The following is a 19,819-nucleotide window of genomic DNA, read 5'->3' as shown; positions in this document are numbered from 1 at the left end:
CTCACGCGGTGCCGGGCTTTGCTCATTGAGGTGCATCTTGCGTTCATTGTTCTGGCGCATTCTGGCCAGTTTCTGGCTTGCCATCGCGCTCGTCGCCGGCTTGTCGATACTGATGGGCTATCTGTTGAATCAGGATGCCTGGATCCTCAGCCGCCATCCGGCTATCCGCGACTTCGCCCAAACCTGGACGCAGACCTTCGAGGAGCAAGGCAAAGATGCCGCCCAGGCACTGCTGGAGCAACGCCGCCGGCAGTTCCATATCAGCATCCAGGTGCTCAATGAATCCGGGGATCCGGTAGTGCCTGGCACCGTGCCGCCCCGCGCCGAGGCCATGGAAGCACGCCAGCGCAATGACAACCGAGCCGATGATCGCCCCCTCCCCTGGCGGCGCCTGGCCACCGAATACACCAGCCCGACCTCCGGCGACACCTATCTGCTGATCTACCGCATCCCCTTCCCGGAGCTGGACGAATGGCGCAAGCACAGCCTGTTCTGGCCGCTGTCGGCGTTGGCCATCTCGCTGGTGGTACTGACCTTGTTCAGTCTGCTGGTGACGCTGTCGATCACCCGCCCGCTGAACCGCCTGCGCGGCGCCGTGCACGACCTTGGCCAGGCCAGCTACCAGCAGAACAGCCTGGCGCAACTGGCCAACCGGCGCGACGAGTTCGGCGTGCTGGCCACCGATTTCAACCGCATGGGCTCGCGCTTGCAGAGCCTGATCGGCAGCCAACGGCAATTGCTGCGTGATGTGTCCCACGAATTGCGTTCGCCGCTGGCCCGCCTGCGCATTGCCCTGGCGCTGGCCGAGCGCGCCGAAGCGCAGCAGCGCGAAGCCCTGTGGCCACGACTGACTCGAGAATGCGACCGACTTGAGGATCTGATCAGCGAAATCCTCGCCTTGGCCCGGGTCGATGCCGAACACGCCAGCGCCGAAACCGTGGACGTCAATATGCTATTGGGCGGTGTACGCAAGGATGCGCAATTGAGCGCCGCCGATATCGACGTCCGGATCGACGCTCAGCCTGGCCTGACGCTGCAAGGATGGCCGATGCTGGTGGAGCGCGCGGTGGACAATCTGCTGCGCAACGCCCTGCGCTTCAGCCCGGCGGACAGACCCGTCGAAATCAACGCCCGGCTGCGCAACGGACAGATCGAGATTACCGTTCGCGATCACGGGCCGGGGGTGCCGACCGAGCACCTGGCGCAACTGGGCGAGCCGTTTTTCCGGGCGCCCGGGCAGACATCGGCCGGGCACGGCCTGGGCCTGGCGATTGCGCGACGGGCAGCGGAACGCCACGGCGGCAGCCTGCAACTGAGCAATCATCCGGCCGGGGGCTTCGTCGCGAAGCTGGAGTTGCCATTGGAGCCGCGGCCGGGGGTTTGATACGGGTGGCTTCAGCGTTCTACCAAGCCCGAACGAAGTCGCCGGTCGGCAACGGTTCCGGCACCCGCGCCGCCTTCATCGGCGTGCCCAGATACAGGAACGCAATCAACTCCTCGCCCTCCCCCAGCCCCAGCGCCTCGGCGACATGCTCGGTATAGCCCAGCTCGCCGGTGCGCCACACCGCGCCGATCCCTTGCGCATACGCCGCAAGCAAAATGCCATGGGCCGCGCAGGCCGCTGCCTGCAACTGCTCGTGCTTCGGCACCTTGGGGTGCTCCTGCAAGCGGGCTATCACTACCACCACCAGCGGCGCGCGCAACGGCATGGCCCGGGCCTTGTCCAGGGCTGCCGGATTGACTTCACCGCCCTTGAGCGCCACCGCCTCGGCGAGTATTTCGCCCAACTGCTCGCGGCGATCCCCTTCGACGGTGAGAAACCGCCAAGGCCGCAACTGCCCGTGGTCAGGCGCCCGCAACGCCGCCTGGAACAGTATTTCGCGCTGTTCGGCGCTAGGAGCGGGGGCTTCCAGACGGGGTATCGAGACCCGGTTGAGCAAAGCGTCGAGAGCTTCCATCGGTTACCTCCTGTGATCAATGAGCGGCTATTCTAACGTTTACATGGCCGGGCCCGCAGGTAGAATGGCCGCCTTTCTCCTATGCCCGAGCGGATTCAATGGCCTTGCCGACCCTCAGGATGATCGGTTTCATCATCGGTATCTTCCTTGTCACCCTGGCCATCAGCATGGTCATCCCGATGCTGACCCTGGTGATTTTCCACCGTTCCAGCGACATGCACTCGTTCCTCTGGGCCAGCCTGATCACCTTTGTCTGCGGGCTGGCGCTGGTCGCGCCCGGCCGGCCCGACAACGCGCAACTGCGTCCGCGCGACATGTACATGCTGACGGTGAGCAGTTGGGTGGTGGTGGCGATCTTCGCCGCCCTGCCGTTTCTGCTGACCCAGCACATCAGCTACACCGACGCCTTCTTCGAAAGCATGTCCGGCATCACCGCCACCGGCTCCACTGTGCTCAGCGGCCTGGACACCATGTCGCCGGGCATCCTCATGTGGCGCTCGCTGCTGCACTGGCTGGGCGGCATCGGCTTTATCGGCATGGCCGTGGCGATCCTGCCGCTGCTGCGGATTGGCGGCATGCGCCTGTTCCAGACCGAATCATCCGATCGTTCCGACAAACTGATGCCTCGCTCCCACCGCGTCGCGCAGTACATCGTCATGGTCTACGTGGGCATCAGCGCCCTCGGCGCTCTGGCGTTCTGGCTGGCGGGCATGAGCCCGTTCGATGCGATCAACCACGCGATGTCGGCGATCTCCACGGGCGGCTTCTCGACCTCCGATCAATCCCTGGGCAAGTGGTCGCAACCGGCCGTGCACTGGGTCGCAGTGGTGGTGATGATCCTCGGCAGCGTGCCCTTCACCCTGTACGTCGCGACGCTGCGGGGCAATCGCTGGGCGCTGATCCGCGACGAGCAGGTGCAGGGTTTCCTCGGATTGCTGGTGGTGACCTGGTTGGTGCTCGGTACCTGGTACTGGTGGACTGCCAAGCTGCCGTGGTGGGACGCCATCCGCCATGTCGCCCTCAACGTGACATCGGTGGTGACCACCACCGGTTTTGCGCTGGGCGATTACAGCCTGTGGGGCAACTTTTCGCTGATGCTGTTCTTCTATCTGGGCTTTATTGGCGGGTGTTCTGGCTCCACAGCGGGCGGCATCAAGATCTTTCGCTTCCAGGTCGCCTACATTCTGCTCAAGGCCAGCCTCAATCAGCTGATCCATCCACGCGCGGTGATCAAGCAGAAGTACAACGGTCACCGCCTGGACGAAGAAATCGTCCGCTCGATCCTGACGTTTTCGTTCTTCTTCGCCATCACCATCTGCGCTATCGCCCTGGCGCTGTCGCTGCTGGGCCTGGACTGGATGACGGCGCTCACCGGCGCCGCCAGCACGGTGTCTGGGGTCGGCCCAGGGCTGGGCGAAACCATCGGCCCGGCCGGCAACTTCTCCAGCCTCCCGGACACCGCCAAGTGGATCCTCTCCGGCGGCATGCTGCTGGGCCGCCTGGAAATCATCACCGTGCTGGTGTTGTGCATGCCGGCGTTCTGGCGTCACTGAGGGGAACCGGCGGCACTTGCCCAAGACGCGCGCGGTATTCTCCTGGGGTGACATCGAACCAACGGCGAAAGGCCCGGAAGAAATTGCTCGGGTCAGCGAAACCCAGCAGGTACGCGATTTCCAGTAGCGTCATGCGTGGTTGCCCGAGGTACTGCTCGGCCAGCTGTCGGCGCGTTTCATCGAGCAACGCCTGAAAACTCGTACCCTCCTCCTGCAATCGGCGCTGCAAGGTGCGCTGGGACAAGTGCAGGGTCTGTGCAACCTGTCCACGCTTGGGCTCGCCGTGAGGCATCATCCGGCACAACACCTGACGAGCCTTGTGGGTCACCTGACTCTCGGAAAACCGCGTCAAATACTCCCCCGCGAATCGATCGTGCAAGGTTGCCATGGCGGCATTGGCGGTGGGCAGCGGTGCGTCCATGTCTTCATGACGAAACATCAGGGCATCATGGGCGGCGTTGAATTCCAGCGGCCCGTGAAACGCCTCGCGGTAAGGGCTCAAATCGACCGGCGCATCGCCCTGGATCAGCACTTTGATCGGGTGCAGCACTCGCCCGGTCAACCACCCGCACAACGCCAGCGCCGTGGCCAGCGAGGCTTCGGCACTCTGGCGCGTGGGTGGTAACAGGTCGCCGTGTACAGTGAGGATCAGCAGGTAGCAGTCCGGCAGGCGACGGAAGATCGCATCGGCCCCTTCGGCGATGATGCGCTGGTAACGCACCAGCCGCTCGAAACCGGTCGCCAGCGTCGGGCTCGACATCAGCACGTAACCGACCACATGAAACGACGCCGGGCGCACCACCTTGCCCATGTTCAGACCAATGGCCGGATTACCGGACTGCTCCACGGCCAACCGCCAGAGGCGGGTCATGTCGTCTTGGGGAAAACGCGCGTCGGGGTCTTGTAGCGCGGCGAAGTCCAGCCCCAATTGCTTGAACAGCGCTGCGCAATCCAGACCAGCCAGTTCCAAAGACTTGACGATGCCGGTTGCCCAGCTTGAAGAGGTCGTGCGCGCGGCCATGGGGTTTCTCTGCCGTGTCATTGCTTGGGTCTATACCGCAAACAGGGAACAGCACGCAAGGCAGCTTACTTATCGATAGAGGTCAAGTCACCTTGTCGTTATGGCCCAGATCCCGCTGCGGGTCGATTTGATCGCGCACACGCTGCTTCAGCACTTTGGCCTCGGGGAAACCACCGTCGGCCTTGCGCTCCCAGATCTGCACGCCGTCGCAGGTGATGGCAAATGCGCCACCGCTGGCCGGCACCAGCGTCACGCCGCCCAGGTCATCGGCGAAGGTACTCAACAGCTCCTGCGCCAGCCAGGCGGCACGCAGCAGCCATTGGCACTGCGTGCAGTAGGTGATGACCACTAGGGGCCTGGCAGTAGCGGCGGGCATCAGCTGATGCTCGACAGCAATTGTCGTGCAGCATGCTTGCAGGAGTCGTCACCCTCGCGCAGCAGCTCAAGCAGCAGGTCGCTGGCCTGGGAAAAATCGCCTTGCTCGATCAACCCTTGAGCTTGCTCGAGCTTTTCCGCCGATGCCTGCTGACGCTCCAGATCATCGAAGTCGACGGTCAAGGCGTCCAGTTCGGGCAGATCGGCATCGGTGATGAAACTGTCCAGAAAGGCGTTGTCCAACGCGTCCTGATCGATCTGATGGGTGTCGGGTTGTTCATCCAGCTCGATACCCGCTTCAAGATCGACAGGCAGTTGCGGGTCGGCGAAGTCGCTGAGGAACTGCTCGTCGGGCATCTCGAAGACTTCCGGTAGCTCTTTGAGATTGGAGGCGAAATCGTGATCGACTTCCGCCGGAGCGGCAGGCGCTTCAGGCGCGCTGGCCTTGGGACGCCCAGGGGTGTCGAACGGGCTGACCATGCCCCAATCGGCATCCAGTGACAGGTCGTCGAGGTTGAGCTGGAATTCATCGAAGGATTCAGGCACAGGGTCGGCGGCGGGTTCGAGCTCGGGGAGCTGGTCGAAATCGCCCAGGTCAGGGAAGTCATCGGCCAGGGCGTCGAAGCTGTGGGCGGTCGAAAGATCTGGCTCTGCAGCCGTTTCGGCGCTCGGCACCGGATCGGGGGCGTCGGCCCCCGGCGAAATACCTGCCTGCTCCTGGGCCTCGGCGGGCGGCTCAGGCTCGCGATCCAGGGCCTGAGCCGCAGCGACACCTGCTGCAATGACCCCGGCAGCCAAAGCGGCTGTCGCGGGCGCAGGGTCCGCAGTGCTGTGGGCCGGTGCCGGTTGCACGGGGGCCACCGGCGCCGGCGCCAGCTTGGGATAACGCGCGCGTGTCTGCTCCAGCGTGGACGCACTGTAGCCACCCGCCAGCAGCAGCGCCTCCTGCTCGGCATAGCCCTGTGCATCGCCTTGCTGGCCCAAGACCTCGAGCATGCGCACGCGCAGGTCGGTGCGGTGGGGCTCGTTACTCAAGCCTTCGCGCAGGATGCCCAGGGCCTCATTGAAACGGCCATAAGCGATATAAATGCTCGCGCCATCCAGGGCGTCGGTGGCCGGACCGCTTTCGCGTCGCGCAGGCGCCTGCACGGCGGGCGTGGGAGCACCAGCCAGCGTCGGCTCGCTTTTGGTAGCACGCTCGCCGCCGTAGCGACCGCCGTCGTTGAGTTGGGTTTCGGTCAGCGCCAGGACCGGCGTGCGAGCGGAGCGCACCACCACATCGTCGTTGACCGCAGCGGCCATCAGCTCGGGGGCGAGGATGGCCGATTGCTGCTGGCGGCGACGCCTTGCCAACAGCAATGCTGCCAGCAACAGCAGCACGGCGGCCAGCGCACCGGCAATCAGTAGCCAGGAGTCGTCGCTGTCCGGTACCACTGGCGCGGCAGGTGCCGGCACGGGCTTCGATACAGCGGGCCCCGGTGCGGCCTGATTGGCGCCGGGCGCAGGCTGCGCAGGAGGGGCACCCGCGGCACCTGCGGCACCTGCGGCACCTGCGGCGGACGCTGTACCTGAGACAGCGGGCGCACTCGGAGTCGCCGGCTGCGCCTGGCTGCCGGCGGGTGGTACAGCGCCTGGCGTAGCGCCTGCACGTGCCTGCAGATCAGCCAGCTGTTTATCCTTGAGCGCATCTTGCTGTTGAATCGCCTGCAACCGGGCGTTGGCATCATCCAGGCTCTGTTGCAACTGCTGATTCTGCAGCACGGTCGCGGTCAGTTGCTCCGGTGTCTGCGCATTGGCCGCCGGCGCGCCAGGATTGCTCGGTGTAGCCCCGGCGCTGGCATCGCTGACAGGCGTGATCTGATCGGCGGGCGCGCCCGGCAATACCGCGGAATCCGGTACCCGCAAGCTTTGTCCCACTTTCAACGGGCCACGCGCCGGGTTCAGATCGCGCAGCTCTCGTACCAGCTGGTTGGGTGGTGTCGGTGTACCAGCAGCGGTCAGCTTCTTGCCGACGGTCCAGAGGGTATCGCCGGCGACCACGGTGTAACGCTTGTTCTCGCTGGTCGCCGGCAAGTTTGCTGCCGGCGTGGCGGCGGCCTTCGGCGGCGCAGGGGGCGGCGCCGAGGACGAGGCCGCTGCGCGGGTGTAATCGGTGCCTTGGTCGGCCGAGGCGGCGCTGCCGGTCGGAATGCTCGCTGGGGTCAGGGGCACCGTACCCGCTGGGTCCAGCAGTACCGTGTAGTCCCGCAGCAATTGGCCGCCTGGCCGACTGACCTGCACCAGAAAGCTCAAATAAGGCTCGACCACCGGGCGCACGGAACTGACGTGAATGAACTTGCGATTACCCTGAAATACCGGAGTGAAACGCAGATCATTGAGAAAGAACACGCGATCGATACCAGCGCGGCTATATTCATCAGCGCTGGCCAGGCCAACGGCCAGGTCGCTGCGGTCCAGCCCTTGCGCATCGACCAGTTCGATATCGGCATTGAGCGGCTGATTCAGTGCCGAGTGCAAGCTGATCTCGCCTAGCCCCAACGCCGGCGCCAGCGCCGAATAGAACAGCGCCCCGGCAGCGACCATCGCGGCCAGAAGGGAAACCTTGGGAGCCGGAATGACCCGCCCGAAACCTGACGAAACGCGTTCTTGCATGGGAATCCCTTGAGGAAACTGCTTCCGATGACTCTTTTATAGCGTGCCGGCCTGTTTTCACCAAGCACAGAAGCCACTCAGGGCACAGGAGGCTGCCCAGGGCCAACACGACCCTGAGCGTTACTCAGGGATTACTTTTCCAGATTAGCGAGAATACGCGAATGCACACGCATCGCGATACGCAGCTCTTCTTCGTCCACGCCTTGAAACAATTCAATTCGCAGGTCGTTGGCGATGGCCTCGATCTGCTCGATGATCGGCAAGGCCGGGGGGCTCAGGGTGATCTTTTTCGCGCGACGGTCTTCGAGCACCGCCTGGCGGCTGACAAGCCCTTGACCTTCAAGACTGTCGAGCAGCCGGGCCAGGGTCGGCCCTTCGACGCCAACGCTCTGTGCCAATTCGCGCTGGGTCGGCGCTTCGGTGAAGCGCGCCAGGTGCAGCAGCACCAGCCAGCGCGCCTGGGACAGCCCCATGCCGATCAAACGCCGATCGAGCTCGGCGCGCCAGCCGCGCGACAGCTGCGCCAATTGCATTCCAAAACGATGTTGATCAGTCAACGGCATATTCGACTCACGTAGGAACATTACTAATAATTAGTGAGCTAAGCATGTCCGCAGGCATGACGCAATAGTCATACCGATATCACTACGCCAACCCGCCGCGATCAGACCTCGAATTCAGACTGCAGCGCGGCGCGCACACAGTACAAGACACCCTCCGGCACGCGTCCGGCAAAGAGCTCGGCGACGGCGGCCACTGGCGGCAACTCGCCTTCACCGTCGAGAAACGCATCCTGTACTTCTGCCATGAGATCTTCAGGCAAGTCCAGCGCCTGATCCAGCGACAGCTGCTGGGCGGCAATGGCTTCGGCCAGCAGGCTGTAGACGTTCTTTTCGGTGCATTTGAGCTGACCGGCAATCTGCGACGGCGTCATGCCCGCGCGGGCCAGACTGATGAGTTCGTGGCGAATGTCGGCAACCACCGGCGCCGCTTCGGCGGTACCCCCGAGCACTTCGAGGAAGGCCTCGCCATAACGCTCCAGCTTGCGCGCGCCGACACCGCTGACGCGGGCCATGTCGGACATGCTCTGAGGTTGGCTGCGCAGCATTTCCAGCAAGGTAGAGTCCGGGAAGATGACGTATGGCGGTACGCCGTGCTCTTCAGCCAGCTTGCGCCGCAACGCACGCAGGGCTTCCCACTGCTCGCGTTCGTCGGCACGCACCAGTTGGCTGGCCGGGCTGCCTCCGCCACTGCGGGCGACGGTCTGTGGCTTGAGCTCGCGACGCAGTTCAAGGGTCACCTCGCCGCGCAACAATGGCCGGCAGGTTTCACTCAGGCGCAGGCCGCCGTAGCCTTCGAGGTCGATGTCGGCCAGGCCACGTGCGACCAGCTGGCGGAACAGCGTGCGCCAATCGTGCTCGGAGCGGTCCTTGCCGACACCCCAGACCGCCAGCTGCTGGTGGCCGAAGCTGCGAATCTTCTCGTTGTCCTTGCCCAGCAGCACATCCACCAGATGGCCGACGCCATAGCGCTGGCCGGTACGGAACACCGCCGACAGCGCCTGACGCGCAGGCTCCGTAGCGTCCCAGGTCTGCACGCCGTCGACGCAGTTATCGCAGTGCCCGCAAGGGTTGGGCATGTCTTCGTCGAAATATTTGAGCAGCGCCTGGCGTCGGCAACGGGTCTCCTCGCAGAGTGCGAGCATGGCGTCGAGCTTGTGGTGCTCGACGCGCTTGTGGCGCTCGTCGCCTTCGGAGTTCTGCAGCATCTGCTTGAGCATCACCACGTCTTGCAGACCGTAGGCCATCCAGGCGTCGGCGGGCAAGCCGTCACGGCCGGCACGCCCGGTTTCCTGGTAATACGCCTCGAGCGACTTGGGCAGATCCATATGGGCAACGAAGCGTACGTTGGGCTTGTCGATGCCCATGCCGAAGGCGATGGTGGCAACCATGATCAGGCCTTCCTCGTTGAGAAAGCGCTTCTGGTTGGCCGCCCGCACATCCGACGGCAGCCCAGCGTGATAAGGCAAGGCCGGGAAGCCCTGCTCGCAGAGAAACGCTGCTACCTCGTCGACCTTCTTGCGCGACAGGCAATAGACGATACCGGCGTCGCTGCGCCGCTCGCTGAGGAACGCCAGCAATTGCTTGCGCGGCTGCTCCTTGGGGACGATGCGATAGAAAATGTTCGGCCGGTCGAAACTCGACAGGAACCGCTCGGCGTCCTGCAGGTGCAGGCGCGTGACGATTTCTTCGCGGGTGCGCTTGTCGGCGGTGGCGGTCAGGGCGATGCGCGGGACATCGGGAAACTGCTCGGCCAGCTGACCGAGTTGCAGGTATTCGGGACGGAAATCATGGCCCCACTGGGACACGCAGTGCGCCTCGTCGATAGCGAACAAGGCGATCTGCAACTGGCCGAGGAACTCCAGCATGCGTGGCTGCACCAGGCGCTCGGGCGCGAGGTAGAGCATTTTCACTTCACCGCGGCGAATACGTGCGGCCAGCTCGCGCTGCTGTTCGGCACTCAGCGTGGAGTTGAGCGCGGCGGCCGATACGCCAAGTTCTTCAAGGGTGGCGACCTGGTCGTCCATCAATGCAATCAGCGGCGAAACCACCACCGCCAAGCCATCGCGCAACAGCCCCGGCACCTGGAAGCACAGGGACTTGCCACCACCGGTAGGCATCAGCACCAGAGCGTCGCCACCGTTGGCCACGCGTTCGATAATGGCACCCTGGCGACCGCGGAAGCTGTCGTAGCCGAAGATGTCCTTAAGAACCCGTTGAGCCTGTTCGAGCATGAAAAACTCCAGAAATCGCAGAACCATTCGGCCGTCAGGCTGAATGAAAAATCACCGCACTACACTAAAAAACACGTAAGCGAGCGTTACAGGAACACCGCCACGGTCACGAACCGCAGCAGTATACCCGACCCGTCCGCAGCGCAGGGCACCGCCCGCGTGACCGCTGGTAAGCCCATAGTTGGCCGCGCGGGTGGCGCGCGGGCCTTACAAAGCCTAGAATTCACCATCGTATATTCCCAAGGTAGTCATCCAATGTCCTTCGCTGAGCAACTCACCCGCCTGCAAGTCTTCCTCGACGCCGACGAGCTGCACGAAGAAGCGCTGGATTACGTGGCCGCGCATGGCTATTTGACTGCCCTGTCGATCTGCGCCGATGTGGTGCCCGATCGCGAGTGGATCGACGCCCTGTTCGCCGAAGAGCCACACTACGCCGACAACACCGAGCGCGATGCCATCGAGTCGACGCTGCTGGCCCTCAAGGCGCACATCGCCCGTCAACTGGCCAGCGACGAGGAGTTCGAGCTACCTTGCGACCTGGATCTGGGTGACGACCCGGATGACTCGGACCTGCGCGGCTGGTGCATCGGCTTCATGGAAGGCGTGTTCCTGCGCGAAGCGGCCTGGTTCGAGACGGCGGAAGACGAAGTCAGCGAAATGCTCCTGCCGATCATGGTCGGTTCCGGGCTGTTCGACGAGCAACCCGAGTTTGCCGATATCGCCGCCGATGCCAATTTGATGGACGACATGATCGTGCAGATCCCGGAGGCGCTGACCGCGCTGTACCTGCTGTGCAACGCCCCGGACGAAAAACCGGCAATCCTCAAGCCGCGCCATCACTGATACAGCCCTTCACATATCCTGTGGGAGCGGGGTCTGCGCGCGAAGCTTGCAACGGCTTCGCCGCAGGACGCGCGCGCCCACTCCCACAAAGATCGCTCCCGAAACGCCTCCTGCCCTCCCCCGCCTGACCTAGACTCCTCTGATCTCGACCAAAGAGCGCATTTACCATGCCTCTTCACCCGCGACGGTTTTTTTCAGGAAGAAGGCTGCCGAACCGTCCCTTCGTTCGGCTCGTTGTCTTGTGCGTGGGTCTCGCTCTGTTCGGCCACCTGGCGGCCAACTGGGACATGGGCCGCATACTCGCCCTCGCCGAATCACACGGCGCCCTTGGCAGCGCTCAGGAGCGCCTGCAAGCCTGGGCGCAGCTGCTGCAGAACAGCAGCCGCCAGCCGGAGCAACAACAACTGGAAACGGTCAATCGCTTCTTCAATCAACAGCTGGGATTTCGAGATGATCTCAGCATCTGGGGCGTCGTCGACTACTGGGCAACACCGGTGGAAGCCCTGACCAAGGGCGCTGGTGATTGCGAAGATTTCGCCCTGGCCAAATATTTCAGCCTGCGCCAGCTAGGGGTGCCAGCCGAACGCCTGCGCATCACTTACGTCAAGTCGCTCAAGCTCAATCAGGCGCACATGGTACTCAGCTACTACATCAGCGACAGCAGCGATCCGTTGGTGCTCGACAACCTCATCGGCCAGATCCTCCCCGCCTCCCAGCGCCACGACCTGCTGCCGGTTTACGCCTTCAATGCGGAGGGGTTGTTTCTGATCGATCCGTTCACGGGCGCCATCACCCGCGGTGACCCCAAACAGTTGTCGCGTTGGCAGGGGGTACTGAAAAAAATGCGCAATGAAGGTTTCAATATCGGTGAGGGCTGACCCCGCACCCGCAATACCGCTACAGGTTGTTCACCGTCGATGGCCGAATGCAGTCAGTGCCAGACACACCTTGCCCCGAGGAGGTATGAATGTCTTTGCTCAAACAACTGTTCCTGGCCATCTGCGTGTTTCTGGTGGTGGCGTTCAGTGGCAGTTTCATCGTCAGCCTGGAGACCTCGCGCTCGCAACTGACGGACCAGTTACGCGCCCATGCCCAGGATGCCGCCACCGCACTGGGATTGACCCTTACTGCCAATATCGACGACCCGGCGATGGTCGAACTGATGGTCACATCGATCTTCGATAGCGGTTACTACGCCAGCATCCGGGTGGTGAATATCAAGGATCACAAGGTCATGGTCGAACGCACCAGCGACCCCGACGATGACGACGGCGCGCCTGCCTGGTTCGCGCGCCTGGTGGACCTGCGCCCCGAGCAAGGCGCGGCGCTGATCATGCGTGGCTGGGAGCAGGCGGCCCAGGTGCAAGTGGCCAGCCATCCCAGGTTCGCTTTGGGACGATTATGGGACATGGCCCTGGGCAGCCTCGCCTGGCTCAGCGGTTGTGCCCTGCTCAGTGCGATTTTCGGCGGCTGGCTATTGCGCCGCCAGTTGCGCCCGCTGGACGACATGACGCGTCAGGCCGACGCCATCGCCCAGCGCGAGTTTCGCCTGCTCGACAACATTCCCCGCACCCCGGAACTGCGCCGCGTGGTGCTGGCGATGAATCAGATGGTCGGCAAACTCAAGCAGCTGTTCGCCGAGCAGGCCGCGCGCAGCGATCGGCTGCAGGAGGAAGCCTTCCAGGACAGCCTCACAGGGCTGGCCAATCGGCGCCTGCTCGACGCGCGCCTGACCCAGGCCTTGCTGCTCACCGAGCACAACGGCCCAGGCTATATGCTGACCCTGCGCCTTGACGATCTGGCCGGGATCAATCAGCGCCTCGGCGGCCAGCACACCGATGGCCTCATACGTGCGGTCGGCGACCTGCTGCGCGAGTTGATGAGCTCCCCTCATCGCCAGCAATGGCTGCCGGCGCGCAATCGCGGTGGAGAATTCAGCCTGCTCATGCCGGGCATCACCGCTCAGGATGTCGAGCAGTTGGCCGCTGACCTGAGCCAACGGGTGGCGACCTTGTTCCCGACGGGTGCCAGCGATCACCAACCCGTGGCGCTCATAGGGATCACCGACTATCACCCGGGGCAGGCGCGGGATCAGATCATGCGCGAGCTGGACCAGGCACTTGCCATGGCCCAAGCCCAGCCACAGCAGCCTTGGGCAGTGTCCAGCGATTATCTGTCCAGCGATTACCCCTATCCGCCGGCCTACTCCGCCCATGATTGGCGCGACTGGATCGATGCGGCACTCACCGAAGGCAGATTGCTGCTGTATTGCCAACCGGTGGTGGCGTGCACCGCCCCAGGCACCGTAGTGCACCGCAAGGTGCTGGCGCGGCTACTGGACAACACCGGCGAAGCCATTGCCGCCGGGCGCTTTCTACCGTGGATTCAGCGCCTGGGCTGGTCGACCCGCCTGGATCGCCTGATGCTCGAGCATACCCTCGTGGCGTTGCAGCACCAGCCGCAACCCCTGGCCCTGAGCCTGTCCAGCAGCACCCTCAACGACCCGCTGGCGATGGCCGCCATCATCGAGACCCTCAATGCCCATCCGGCCCAGGCCCGCTGGCTGACGCTGGAAGCCGACGAACGCAACCTGCCCGTCGCCGCCACGTTGCAGTTTCTGGCCCGGGGGATCATCGGCAGTGGATATGCGTTCGGCTTGCAGCACTTTGGCGGGCTGTTCAGCCAGATCGGCAATCTCAGCCACTTGGGGTTGGCGTACCTCAAGCTCGACGGCAGTTATATCCACGCCATCGATGTACAGCCGGACAAACGCCTGTTCATCGACGCGGTACTGCGCACGACACGCAGCATCGATCTGCCGCTGATTGCGGAGATGGTGGAGAGTGCGCAAGAGTTCGAGGTATTGCAGGAATTAGGCGTGTACGGCGCCATGGGCCGCTGGATCGGGGTGCCAGTGCCGCTGTGAAGCTGCAAGCTGCAAGCCTGTGGCTCGCCGCTTGCAGCTTGCAGCCCGTTACTGGCCTAAACCGTATCAGCCTTCAACGAGTGATCATTCAACATGCCACTGATGATGGTCGCCGTGTCATGCCCGCTGGCAACCATCCCTCCAGCCCCCACCTGCACGCCATAATTACTGGCCACATCGACGTGCTCGAGCGAGATGGTCTGGGTGGTCATGTCGTTGCCCTGGCTGCTGATCTCGATGGTCGACACCAATCCCTCGCCAGTACCGGTCACCTTGAACTGCAGGAAATTATCCAGTGAACTGGCCACCGAGTTCTCGCCGTGCAGCAACTGCGACAGGTCCAGCGTGTCGCTGCCCAGCTTGAAGTCGGTCACTGTATCGTGCCCGGTGTCGCCGTCCTGCCATTTGAAGGTGTCGTTGCCACCGCCGCCGGTCAAGGTATCGTTGCCCTTGCCGCCGGTGATGACGTTGTCGTGAAGATCGCCCACCAGCCAGTCGTTGTGATCCGAACCGATCAGGTTCTGAATATTCGACAGCGTGTCGCTGCCTGCCCCGACCGTATCCTGAGCGACGCCCACCTGGGTCAGATCGACATGCACGCCGGCCGTTGCCTTGGCATAGCTCGCGGTATTGTTGCCATCGCCGCCATCAAGGGTGTCGTCGCCCGCACCGCCGATCAGCAGATCGTTGCCATCATTGCCGTACAGATCATCGCCCTGGCTGCCAGCCACCAGCACGTCATCGCCCTTGCCGCCTTCCAGCAAGCTGTGGCCTTCACCGGCAATCAGTACATCATTGCCGTCGGTGCCCACCAAATGGTTACCGGCCTGGTAATGAATCGCCAATGCGCCGGTGGCTGAATCGCCATGGCTGTCGGCAACGCTGTAGGTGTCGGTGTGCACCGGCGTGGTGGTGGCATGGCTGTAGTCGACGGTCAGAGTGAGCTGGTAGCTCTCAGCCTTGGTGCCTTCTGCGCCAGCCAGGTTGGTGACGTGAATCTTGTAGACGCCATCTTCGGTCGCAGTGAAATTGCCGTCCTTGCCAAGCACCGTGTAGGTACCGTCTGCGGCCGCCCAGGCCAGGCTGGCATGGCTGTCGTTGAGGCTGGACTGCAAGTGCAGCGTTTCGCCCTTTTTCAGCTCGACCGTGAGGGTGTCGGAGGCAAAGGCACTGCCCACCGCGCCCAACTCGCCCAGCACGATCAACGCTGCAGTCATCGGCGCCGCATTGCGCACGGTGAACTCCGAGCGCTCGAGATCCAGCCGATTCGCTGTTGCACCGCGGAACGCCAGAGGCGTCGTCGAGGTACTGGTAAAATCGGCTCCGCGCGCTGCGCCCCAGCCTGTATCGAAGGTTGTCGAGCTGGTCACCTGGGTGCCGGCCGCCGCGTTGGCCAGCAACGCCGCCGCAGGCACGATGATGCTCGAATCGAGCACGTTGGTGATGATGGTTTCCGTCGGCGCGACCACTGGCGTATCGGCCAATACGTGCACCGTCAGGGCGTTGCTGGCCACATCGCCATTAGTATCGGTGAGGGTGAACAGCACCGTCTCGGTGAACGCTTGCGTGGCGCCCACTGGTGGTGTGTAGGTATAGGCACCGGTGAGCAGATTGACCTGCAGCAAACCGCCATCCTGGGTGCTGACGGCCAACTCGTGGGCCGAGGCAATATACCGGTAGTTGTCGGCCACCGCGCCGGCACCTGCGGTGACGGTGTTGCTGCCATCGAAGCTGTACTTCACGCCATCGACGCTGATCGATTTGACGAAGCCGCCGTCAGCACCGAAGCCGCCGCCATCGGTGAGCGAACCCACCACCGGCTGGCCTTGCACCGTGGCACCGAGAATATTGGGCAACTGCGTGACATCGCGCACCAGCTGCGGCGCGATGTCCTTGCCCGTGGTGCCATCGAAGGCGATCGGGTTCAGATAGTCGGCTTGAACGCTGTTGCCGATGCCGATGGCGACCGACTTGATGTCGTGCAGTTTGAGGAAGTCGGTCCACACCGCCGCTTCATCGCTGTCGATGCCGTCGCCCAGATTGGGATTGGTCTGGTTGCCGGATTGCTCGCTGGTGACTTTAGGATTGTCGCTCGAGAGCGTCGGATTACCGTCGGAAACGAAGTAGGAAACGGTCTGCACGCCCGCCCCCACCAGCTTGCCATCCGCCGCGTAGGCCGTCTTCGCGCCGTCCAGCGCGTAGTCGTAGTTGGTGCCGCCGCCCGCGGTCAGGCCGTTGACCAGGCGGATGGCCTCGGCAACATCGACCCAACTGCCGCTGACCTGATGGGTCTGGTTGTTGAAGGTAGTGACCTGCACCTTCACATCGCCGATATCGGCGTATTGCAAAAGCATCTTGTCGACTGCCTGCTTGGCCAGATCCAGTCGGGTCAAGTCGGTGCCTTTGACGATATCGTTCATGCTGTTGGAAACGTCGATTACCAGCAGCACATTGGCACCAGTGGCACCGGAGGTGACGGTCGCCTCCTGAGCCACCGCGACCGGCACGGGATCGCTCTTCACGTCGATCACCAGATTGGCGGTGGTCGAGTCACCGTCACCATCGGTCAAGGTGTAGGTGAAGGTTTCAGTCGCCGTCTGGCCACTCGCCAAGGCTTGATAAGCCGGCGAACTGGGGTCGAGGGTGTAGGTATATTTGCCGTCGGTGCCCATTTCCAGGGTGCCGAACTGGCCTTCGAGGCTGGTCACCACCTTGCCGCTCGCGTCCGTCAGCGTGACCGGATTGGCATTGGTGTCGGCGCCGACGTGATCGTTGGTCAGCACGTCGCCGGCGATGCTCAGCAGCTTGGTGCTCAGGGTACTGTCGCCCTGATCGTTGTTGGCGACGGGCGAATCGTCCTTGATGGTGATATTGATCCAGGCCGAAGCGGTGTCGCCGTCGGTGTCGGTCGCGGTGAGCTTGAAATCGTCCGACAGCTGCGTTTCCGCCAGCGGATCAGCGCTGCCGGGGGCATTGTTGTGGCCCGGCTCGGCCAGGGTGTAGCTGTAGCTGAGCACGCCGGTGCTGGCGTTGTAACCTGTGATGGTCAGGCTGTTGCCCGACTCACCGGGCACCACCACCCCTTGCGAGTTGACCAGCACGCCATTGGCGACCACCAGCGTGGTCACGGTCTGGCCGTTGACGAGGGTGTCGATGCTCAAGTTGGCCAGGCCATCCTTGGCATCGATGTATACGCTGCTGTGGTCGGTAAGGAAGTTGGCTTTGTCGGATGCGGTATTGGTGCCGGCGGGCAGGTCGGCTTCCTTGAATTCCAGGTCGCCACCGGTGCTGCCCAGCCAGTTGAAAACCACTGCATGGTTGGCGCCGATATCGATGGTCAGGTTGGCGGTGGTGGAGTCGCCGTCGCCATCGGTCAGGGTGTACTTGAACACTTCCTTGTCGGTCAGCCCCGACGCCCTCAGCTCCTTGAACGCATCGCTACCGCTGTTCAATACATAGTCATAGGTGCCGTCGGCATGCAGAGTCAGCGTGCCGTATTTGCCCTCGACGACCTGACCATTGACGCTGAAGTCGGGATTGTCCGAGGCCTTGATAGTGACCGGGGTGGCGTTGCTATCGGCGCCGACCTTGTCGTTGGCCAGCACGGTGCCGGAGAGCTCCGGCGCCTTGTCGGTGACCAGGCTGGCGCCAACGTCGTTGCTGGCGATGGGCGCATCGTCCTTGATGGTGATGTTGATCCAGGCCGAACCGGTGTCACCATCGGTGTCGGTACCGACGAGCTTGAAGTCGTCCGACAGTTGCAGGTTGGCCAGATCGCCCGAAGCGGGCGGATTGTTCTGGACTGCCTCGGACAGCACATAGGTATAGCTAAGAATACCCGTGACTTTGTCGTAGCCGGTGACGGTCAGGATGTTGCCCGACTCGCCGACGATCTGCACCGAGTTACTGACCAGATTGCCATTGGAGACCACCTGGGTGCTCTGCAACTGGCCGTCTCTATAGACCTCGATACTCAGGTTCGCCAGCCCGTCCTTGGCGTCGATGTAGACGCTGCTGTGGTCGGTCAGGAAGCTGGCCTTGTTCGGCTCGACGCTGGTGCCATTGGGCAGGTCGGCCTCGCTGAAGATCAGATCGCCGCCACTGGCGTGCAGCCAGTTGAAGTTCACTTCGTGGTTGGCGGCAATGTTGACGGTCAGGTTGGCGGTAGTCTTGTCGCCATCACCGTCGGTCAGGGTGTAGGTGAAGGTTTCCTTGGCCGCCAGGCCCGAGTCCTTGTACGCCTGGAATGCCTCGCTTTCAGGATTGAGGACATAGGTATAGGTGCCGTCGGTACCCAAGGTCAGGGTGCCGTAGGTGCCGATGATGGTCTGCCCGGAAACGACGAAGCCAGGATTGAGCGCCGGATCGATGCTGACCGGATTGGCATTGGTGTCGGCGCCGACGAAATCGTTCGCCACCACGTTGCCGGTGATCTCGGGGGATTGCTGAGTCACGGTACTGCCGACGTCATTATTGGCGATCGGGCTGTCGTCGGTGATGCGCACGTTCAGCCAGGCATCGCCAGCGTCGCCATCGGTATCGCTGGCCACCAGGTGGAAATCTTCCGACAGCTCGGTATTGCTGGTGGTTTGATTGTTCTGTTGATCGACCGAGAGCACGTAGGTGTAGTTGAACACGCCGGTGCTGGCGTTGTAGCCGGTGATGGTCAGGGTATTACCCAACTGACCGACGATTTGCACCGTGCCGTCGCCGGTGTTGCTGACCAGCACACCGTTACTGACCACTTGCACGCCATCGATGGTCAGCGAGGCCAGGCCGTCTGGCGCGACCACGCTGAACACGTCGGTGCGGGTCAGGTCGCCGCCTTTGCCTTGCGCAGTGTTGGTGCCGTTGGGCAGGTCGGCTTCGAATACCCGCTGCTCGCCGCCGTCGCGGTAGAGGTCGACGAAGGTGATGCCGTTGTCGGTAGGGGTGGTCACTGGCGGGGTATCGGGCGGGACTACCACCGGCGGCGTGACGGGCGGGACATCAGGCGGGACGATGACCGGCGGGACCACAGGCGTGGTAACGCCCGCATCGGCAGTCTGGAACAGGTCGCCCACGGGTTCTTGGGCGTTGAGCAAATCGAAGCCCAGACCAATGGTCGGGAAGCCGACGGTCGGCGAGACGCTGCCGCCGGTTTCGGTCAACAGCACGAAGCTGTGGCCGCCGCCGAGGTCGCCGGGGGGCGTGTTGGTGTATACCCCAGTGCCGGTCGGGCCGGCGGCGGTGGCTTCGAGGACTTGAGTCGGGTCGGCACCCGCAGCGATGGCTTGCTGGATCTGCTGCACTTCAGTCAGCTGCGATCCATCGGGTGCCGTAGCCTGATCATGAACGACGATGTTCGGCGGCTGGTCGCTCAACAACTGCTGGCTCAGCTGCAGGCTGCTGCCACGCCCGAGGGTGAGCTCGTTACCATTGGTCAGATGAACGGCCACTGCACCCGCAGTGCCGGTGTCAAGTGTGTCGCCGGCGAAGAGGCGTTCGCCGTCGGCCACGGCCCGCCGCGAACCATCGCTATGAATCACGAACACCTGCCCGATCACACCTTTCACCACACCGATCAATACTGCCATTGCCATTCTCCGTTGCCACGCGCGCGTGGCAGTCAGGCTATGGGCAAGGACCGGGACAGACACAAGAGTGACAGGCACCACACGATGGCGGCCCTGTCAAAGAGTCTAACTACAGAACAAA

12 protein-coding genes are annotated in these 19,819 nt (G+C 63.2%); 5 read left to right on the top strand and 7 right to left on the bottom strand.

The annotated features are described in order from the left end of the window. The first annotated feature begins 37 nt into the window (after positions 1-37). The gene (locus LIX93_RS07670) at positions 38-1,384 is read left to right on the top strand and encodes a HAMP domain-containing sensor histidine kinase (protein ID WP_226503402.1); all 1,347 of its coding nucleotides are present in this window, start codon (positions 38-40) and stop codon (positions 1,382-1,384) included. A 19-nt stretch (positions 1,385-1,403) separates the two neighbouring features. Here the strand turns inward: LIX93_RS07670 and LIX93_RS07665 are convergent, their stop codons facing one another. After that, positions 1,404-1,958, bottom strand: coding sequence for a nitroreductase family protein (locus tag LIX93_RS07665; protein ID WP_226503401.1), 555 nt, complete (start codon positions 1,956-1,958; stop codon positions 1,404-1,406). Between the two features lie 98 nt (positions 1,959-2,056). Between LIX93_RS07665 and LIX93_RS07660 the strand changes: the two genes are divergently transcribed. Further along, entirely contained in the window at positions 2,057-3,511 is a 1,455-nt protein-coding gene (locus LIX93_RS07660) for a TrkH family potassium uptake protein (RefSeq protein WP_226503400.1), read from the top strand. Here the strand turns inward: LIX93_RS07660 and LIX93_RS07655 are convergent. The 5 genes from LIX93_RS07655 to recQ form a co-directional block, all read right to left on the bottom strand. Beyond that, entirely contained in the window at positions 3,468-4,532 is a 1,065-nt protein-coding gene (locus tag LIX93_RS07655; protein ID WP_226503399.1) for an AraC family transcriptional regulator, read from the bottom strand. The two genes, LIX93_RS07660 and LIX93_RS07655, sit on opposite strands and share 44 nt — an antisense overlap. Before the next feature lie 82 nt (positions 4,533-4,614). Beyond that, the gene (locus tag LIX93_RS07650; protein ID WP_226503398.1) at positions 4,615-4,908 is read right to left on the bottom strand and encodes a SelT/SelW/SelH family protein; all 294 of its coding nucleotides are present in this window, start codon (positions 4,906-4,908) and stop codon (positions 4,615-4,617) included. Then, positions 4,908-7,559: a FimV/HubP family polar landmark protein gene (locus tag LIX93_RS07645; protein WP_226503397.1), complete on the bottom strand. Its 2,652-nt coding sequence runs from the start codon at positions 7,557-7,559 to the stop codon at positions 4,908-4,910. Before LIX93_RS07645 ends, LIX93_RS07650 begins: the two co-directional genes overlap by 1 nt. Positions 7,560-7,690: 131 nt before the next feature. Beyond that, complete coding sequence (locus LIX93_RS07640; RefSeq protein ID WP_226503396.1) at positions 7,691-8,122, bottom strand: MarR family transcriptional regulator; 432 nt, start codon at positions 8,120-8,122, stop codon at positions 7,691-7,693. Positions 8,123-8,223: 101 nt separating this feature from the next. After that, on the bottom strand, positions 8,224-10,353 hold the full coding sequence (gene recQ / locus LIX93_RS07635) for a DNA helicase RecQ (protein WP_226503395.1): 2,130 nt from the start codon (positions 10,351-10,353) through the stop codon (positions 8,224-8,226). Positions 10,354-10,608: 255 nt separating this feature from the next. On the opposite strand from recQ, the gene LIX93_RS07630 reads away from it, so the two are divergent. The 3 genes from LIX93_RS07630 to LIX93_RS07620 all read left to right on the top strand — a co-directional run bounded on the left by LIX93_RS07630 (position 10,609) and on the right by LIX93_RS07620 (position 14,122). Continuing rightward, on the top strand, positions 10,609-11,196 hold the full coding sequence (locus LIX93_RS07630) for a YecA family protein (RefSeq protein ID WP_226503394.1): 588 nt from the start codon (positions 10,609-10,611) through the stop codon (positions 11,194-11,196). 287 nt (positions 11,197-11,483) lie between these two features. Continuing rightward, positions 11,484-12,074, top strand: coding sequence for a transglutaminase-like cysteine peptidase (locus LIX93_RS07625; RefSeq protein WP_226503695.1), 591 nt, complete (start codon positions 11,484-11,486; stop codon positions 12,072-12,074). An 89-nt stretch (positions 12,075-12,163) separates the two neighbouring features. Continuing rightward, positions 12,164-14,122, top strand: a complete 1,959-nt coding sequence (locus LIX93_RS07620) for an EAL domain-containing protein (RefSeq protein ID WP_226503393.1) — start codon at positions 12,164-12,166, stop codon at positions 14,120-14,122. A 56-nt stretch (positions 14,123-14,178) separates the two neighbouring features. Here the strand turns inward: LIX93_RS07620 and LIX93_RS07615 are convergent, their stop codons facing one another. After that, positions 14,179-19,698, bottom strand: a complete 5,520-nt coding sequence (locus LIX93_RS07615; RefSeq protein ID WP_226503392.1) for a retention module-containing protein — start codon at positions 19,696-19,698, stop codon at positions 14,179-14,181. Between the last annotated feature and the right edge of the window lie 121 nt (positions 19,699-19,819).

It is taken from the genome of Pseudomonas sp. MWU16-30317, assembly GCF_020515695.1.
Classification (GTDB): domain Bacteria; phylum Pseudomonadota; class Gammaproteobacteria; order Pseudomonadales; family Pseudomonadaceae; genus Aquipseudomonas.
This window is presented reverse-complemented; position numbering and strand designations above follow the sequence as displayed.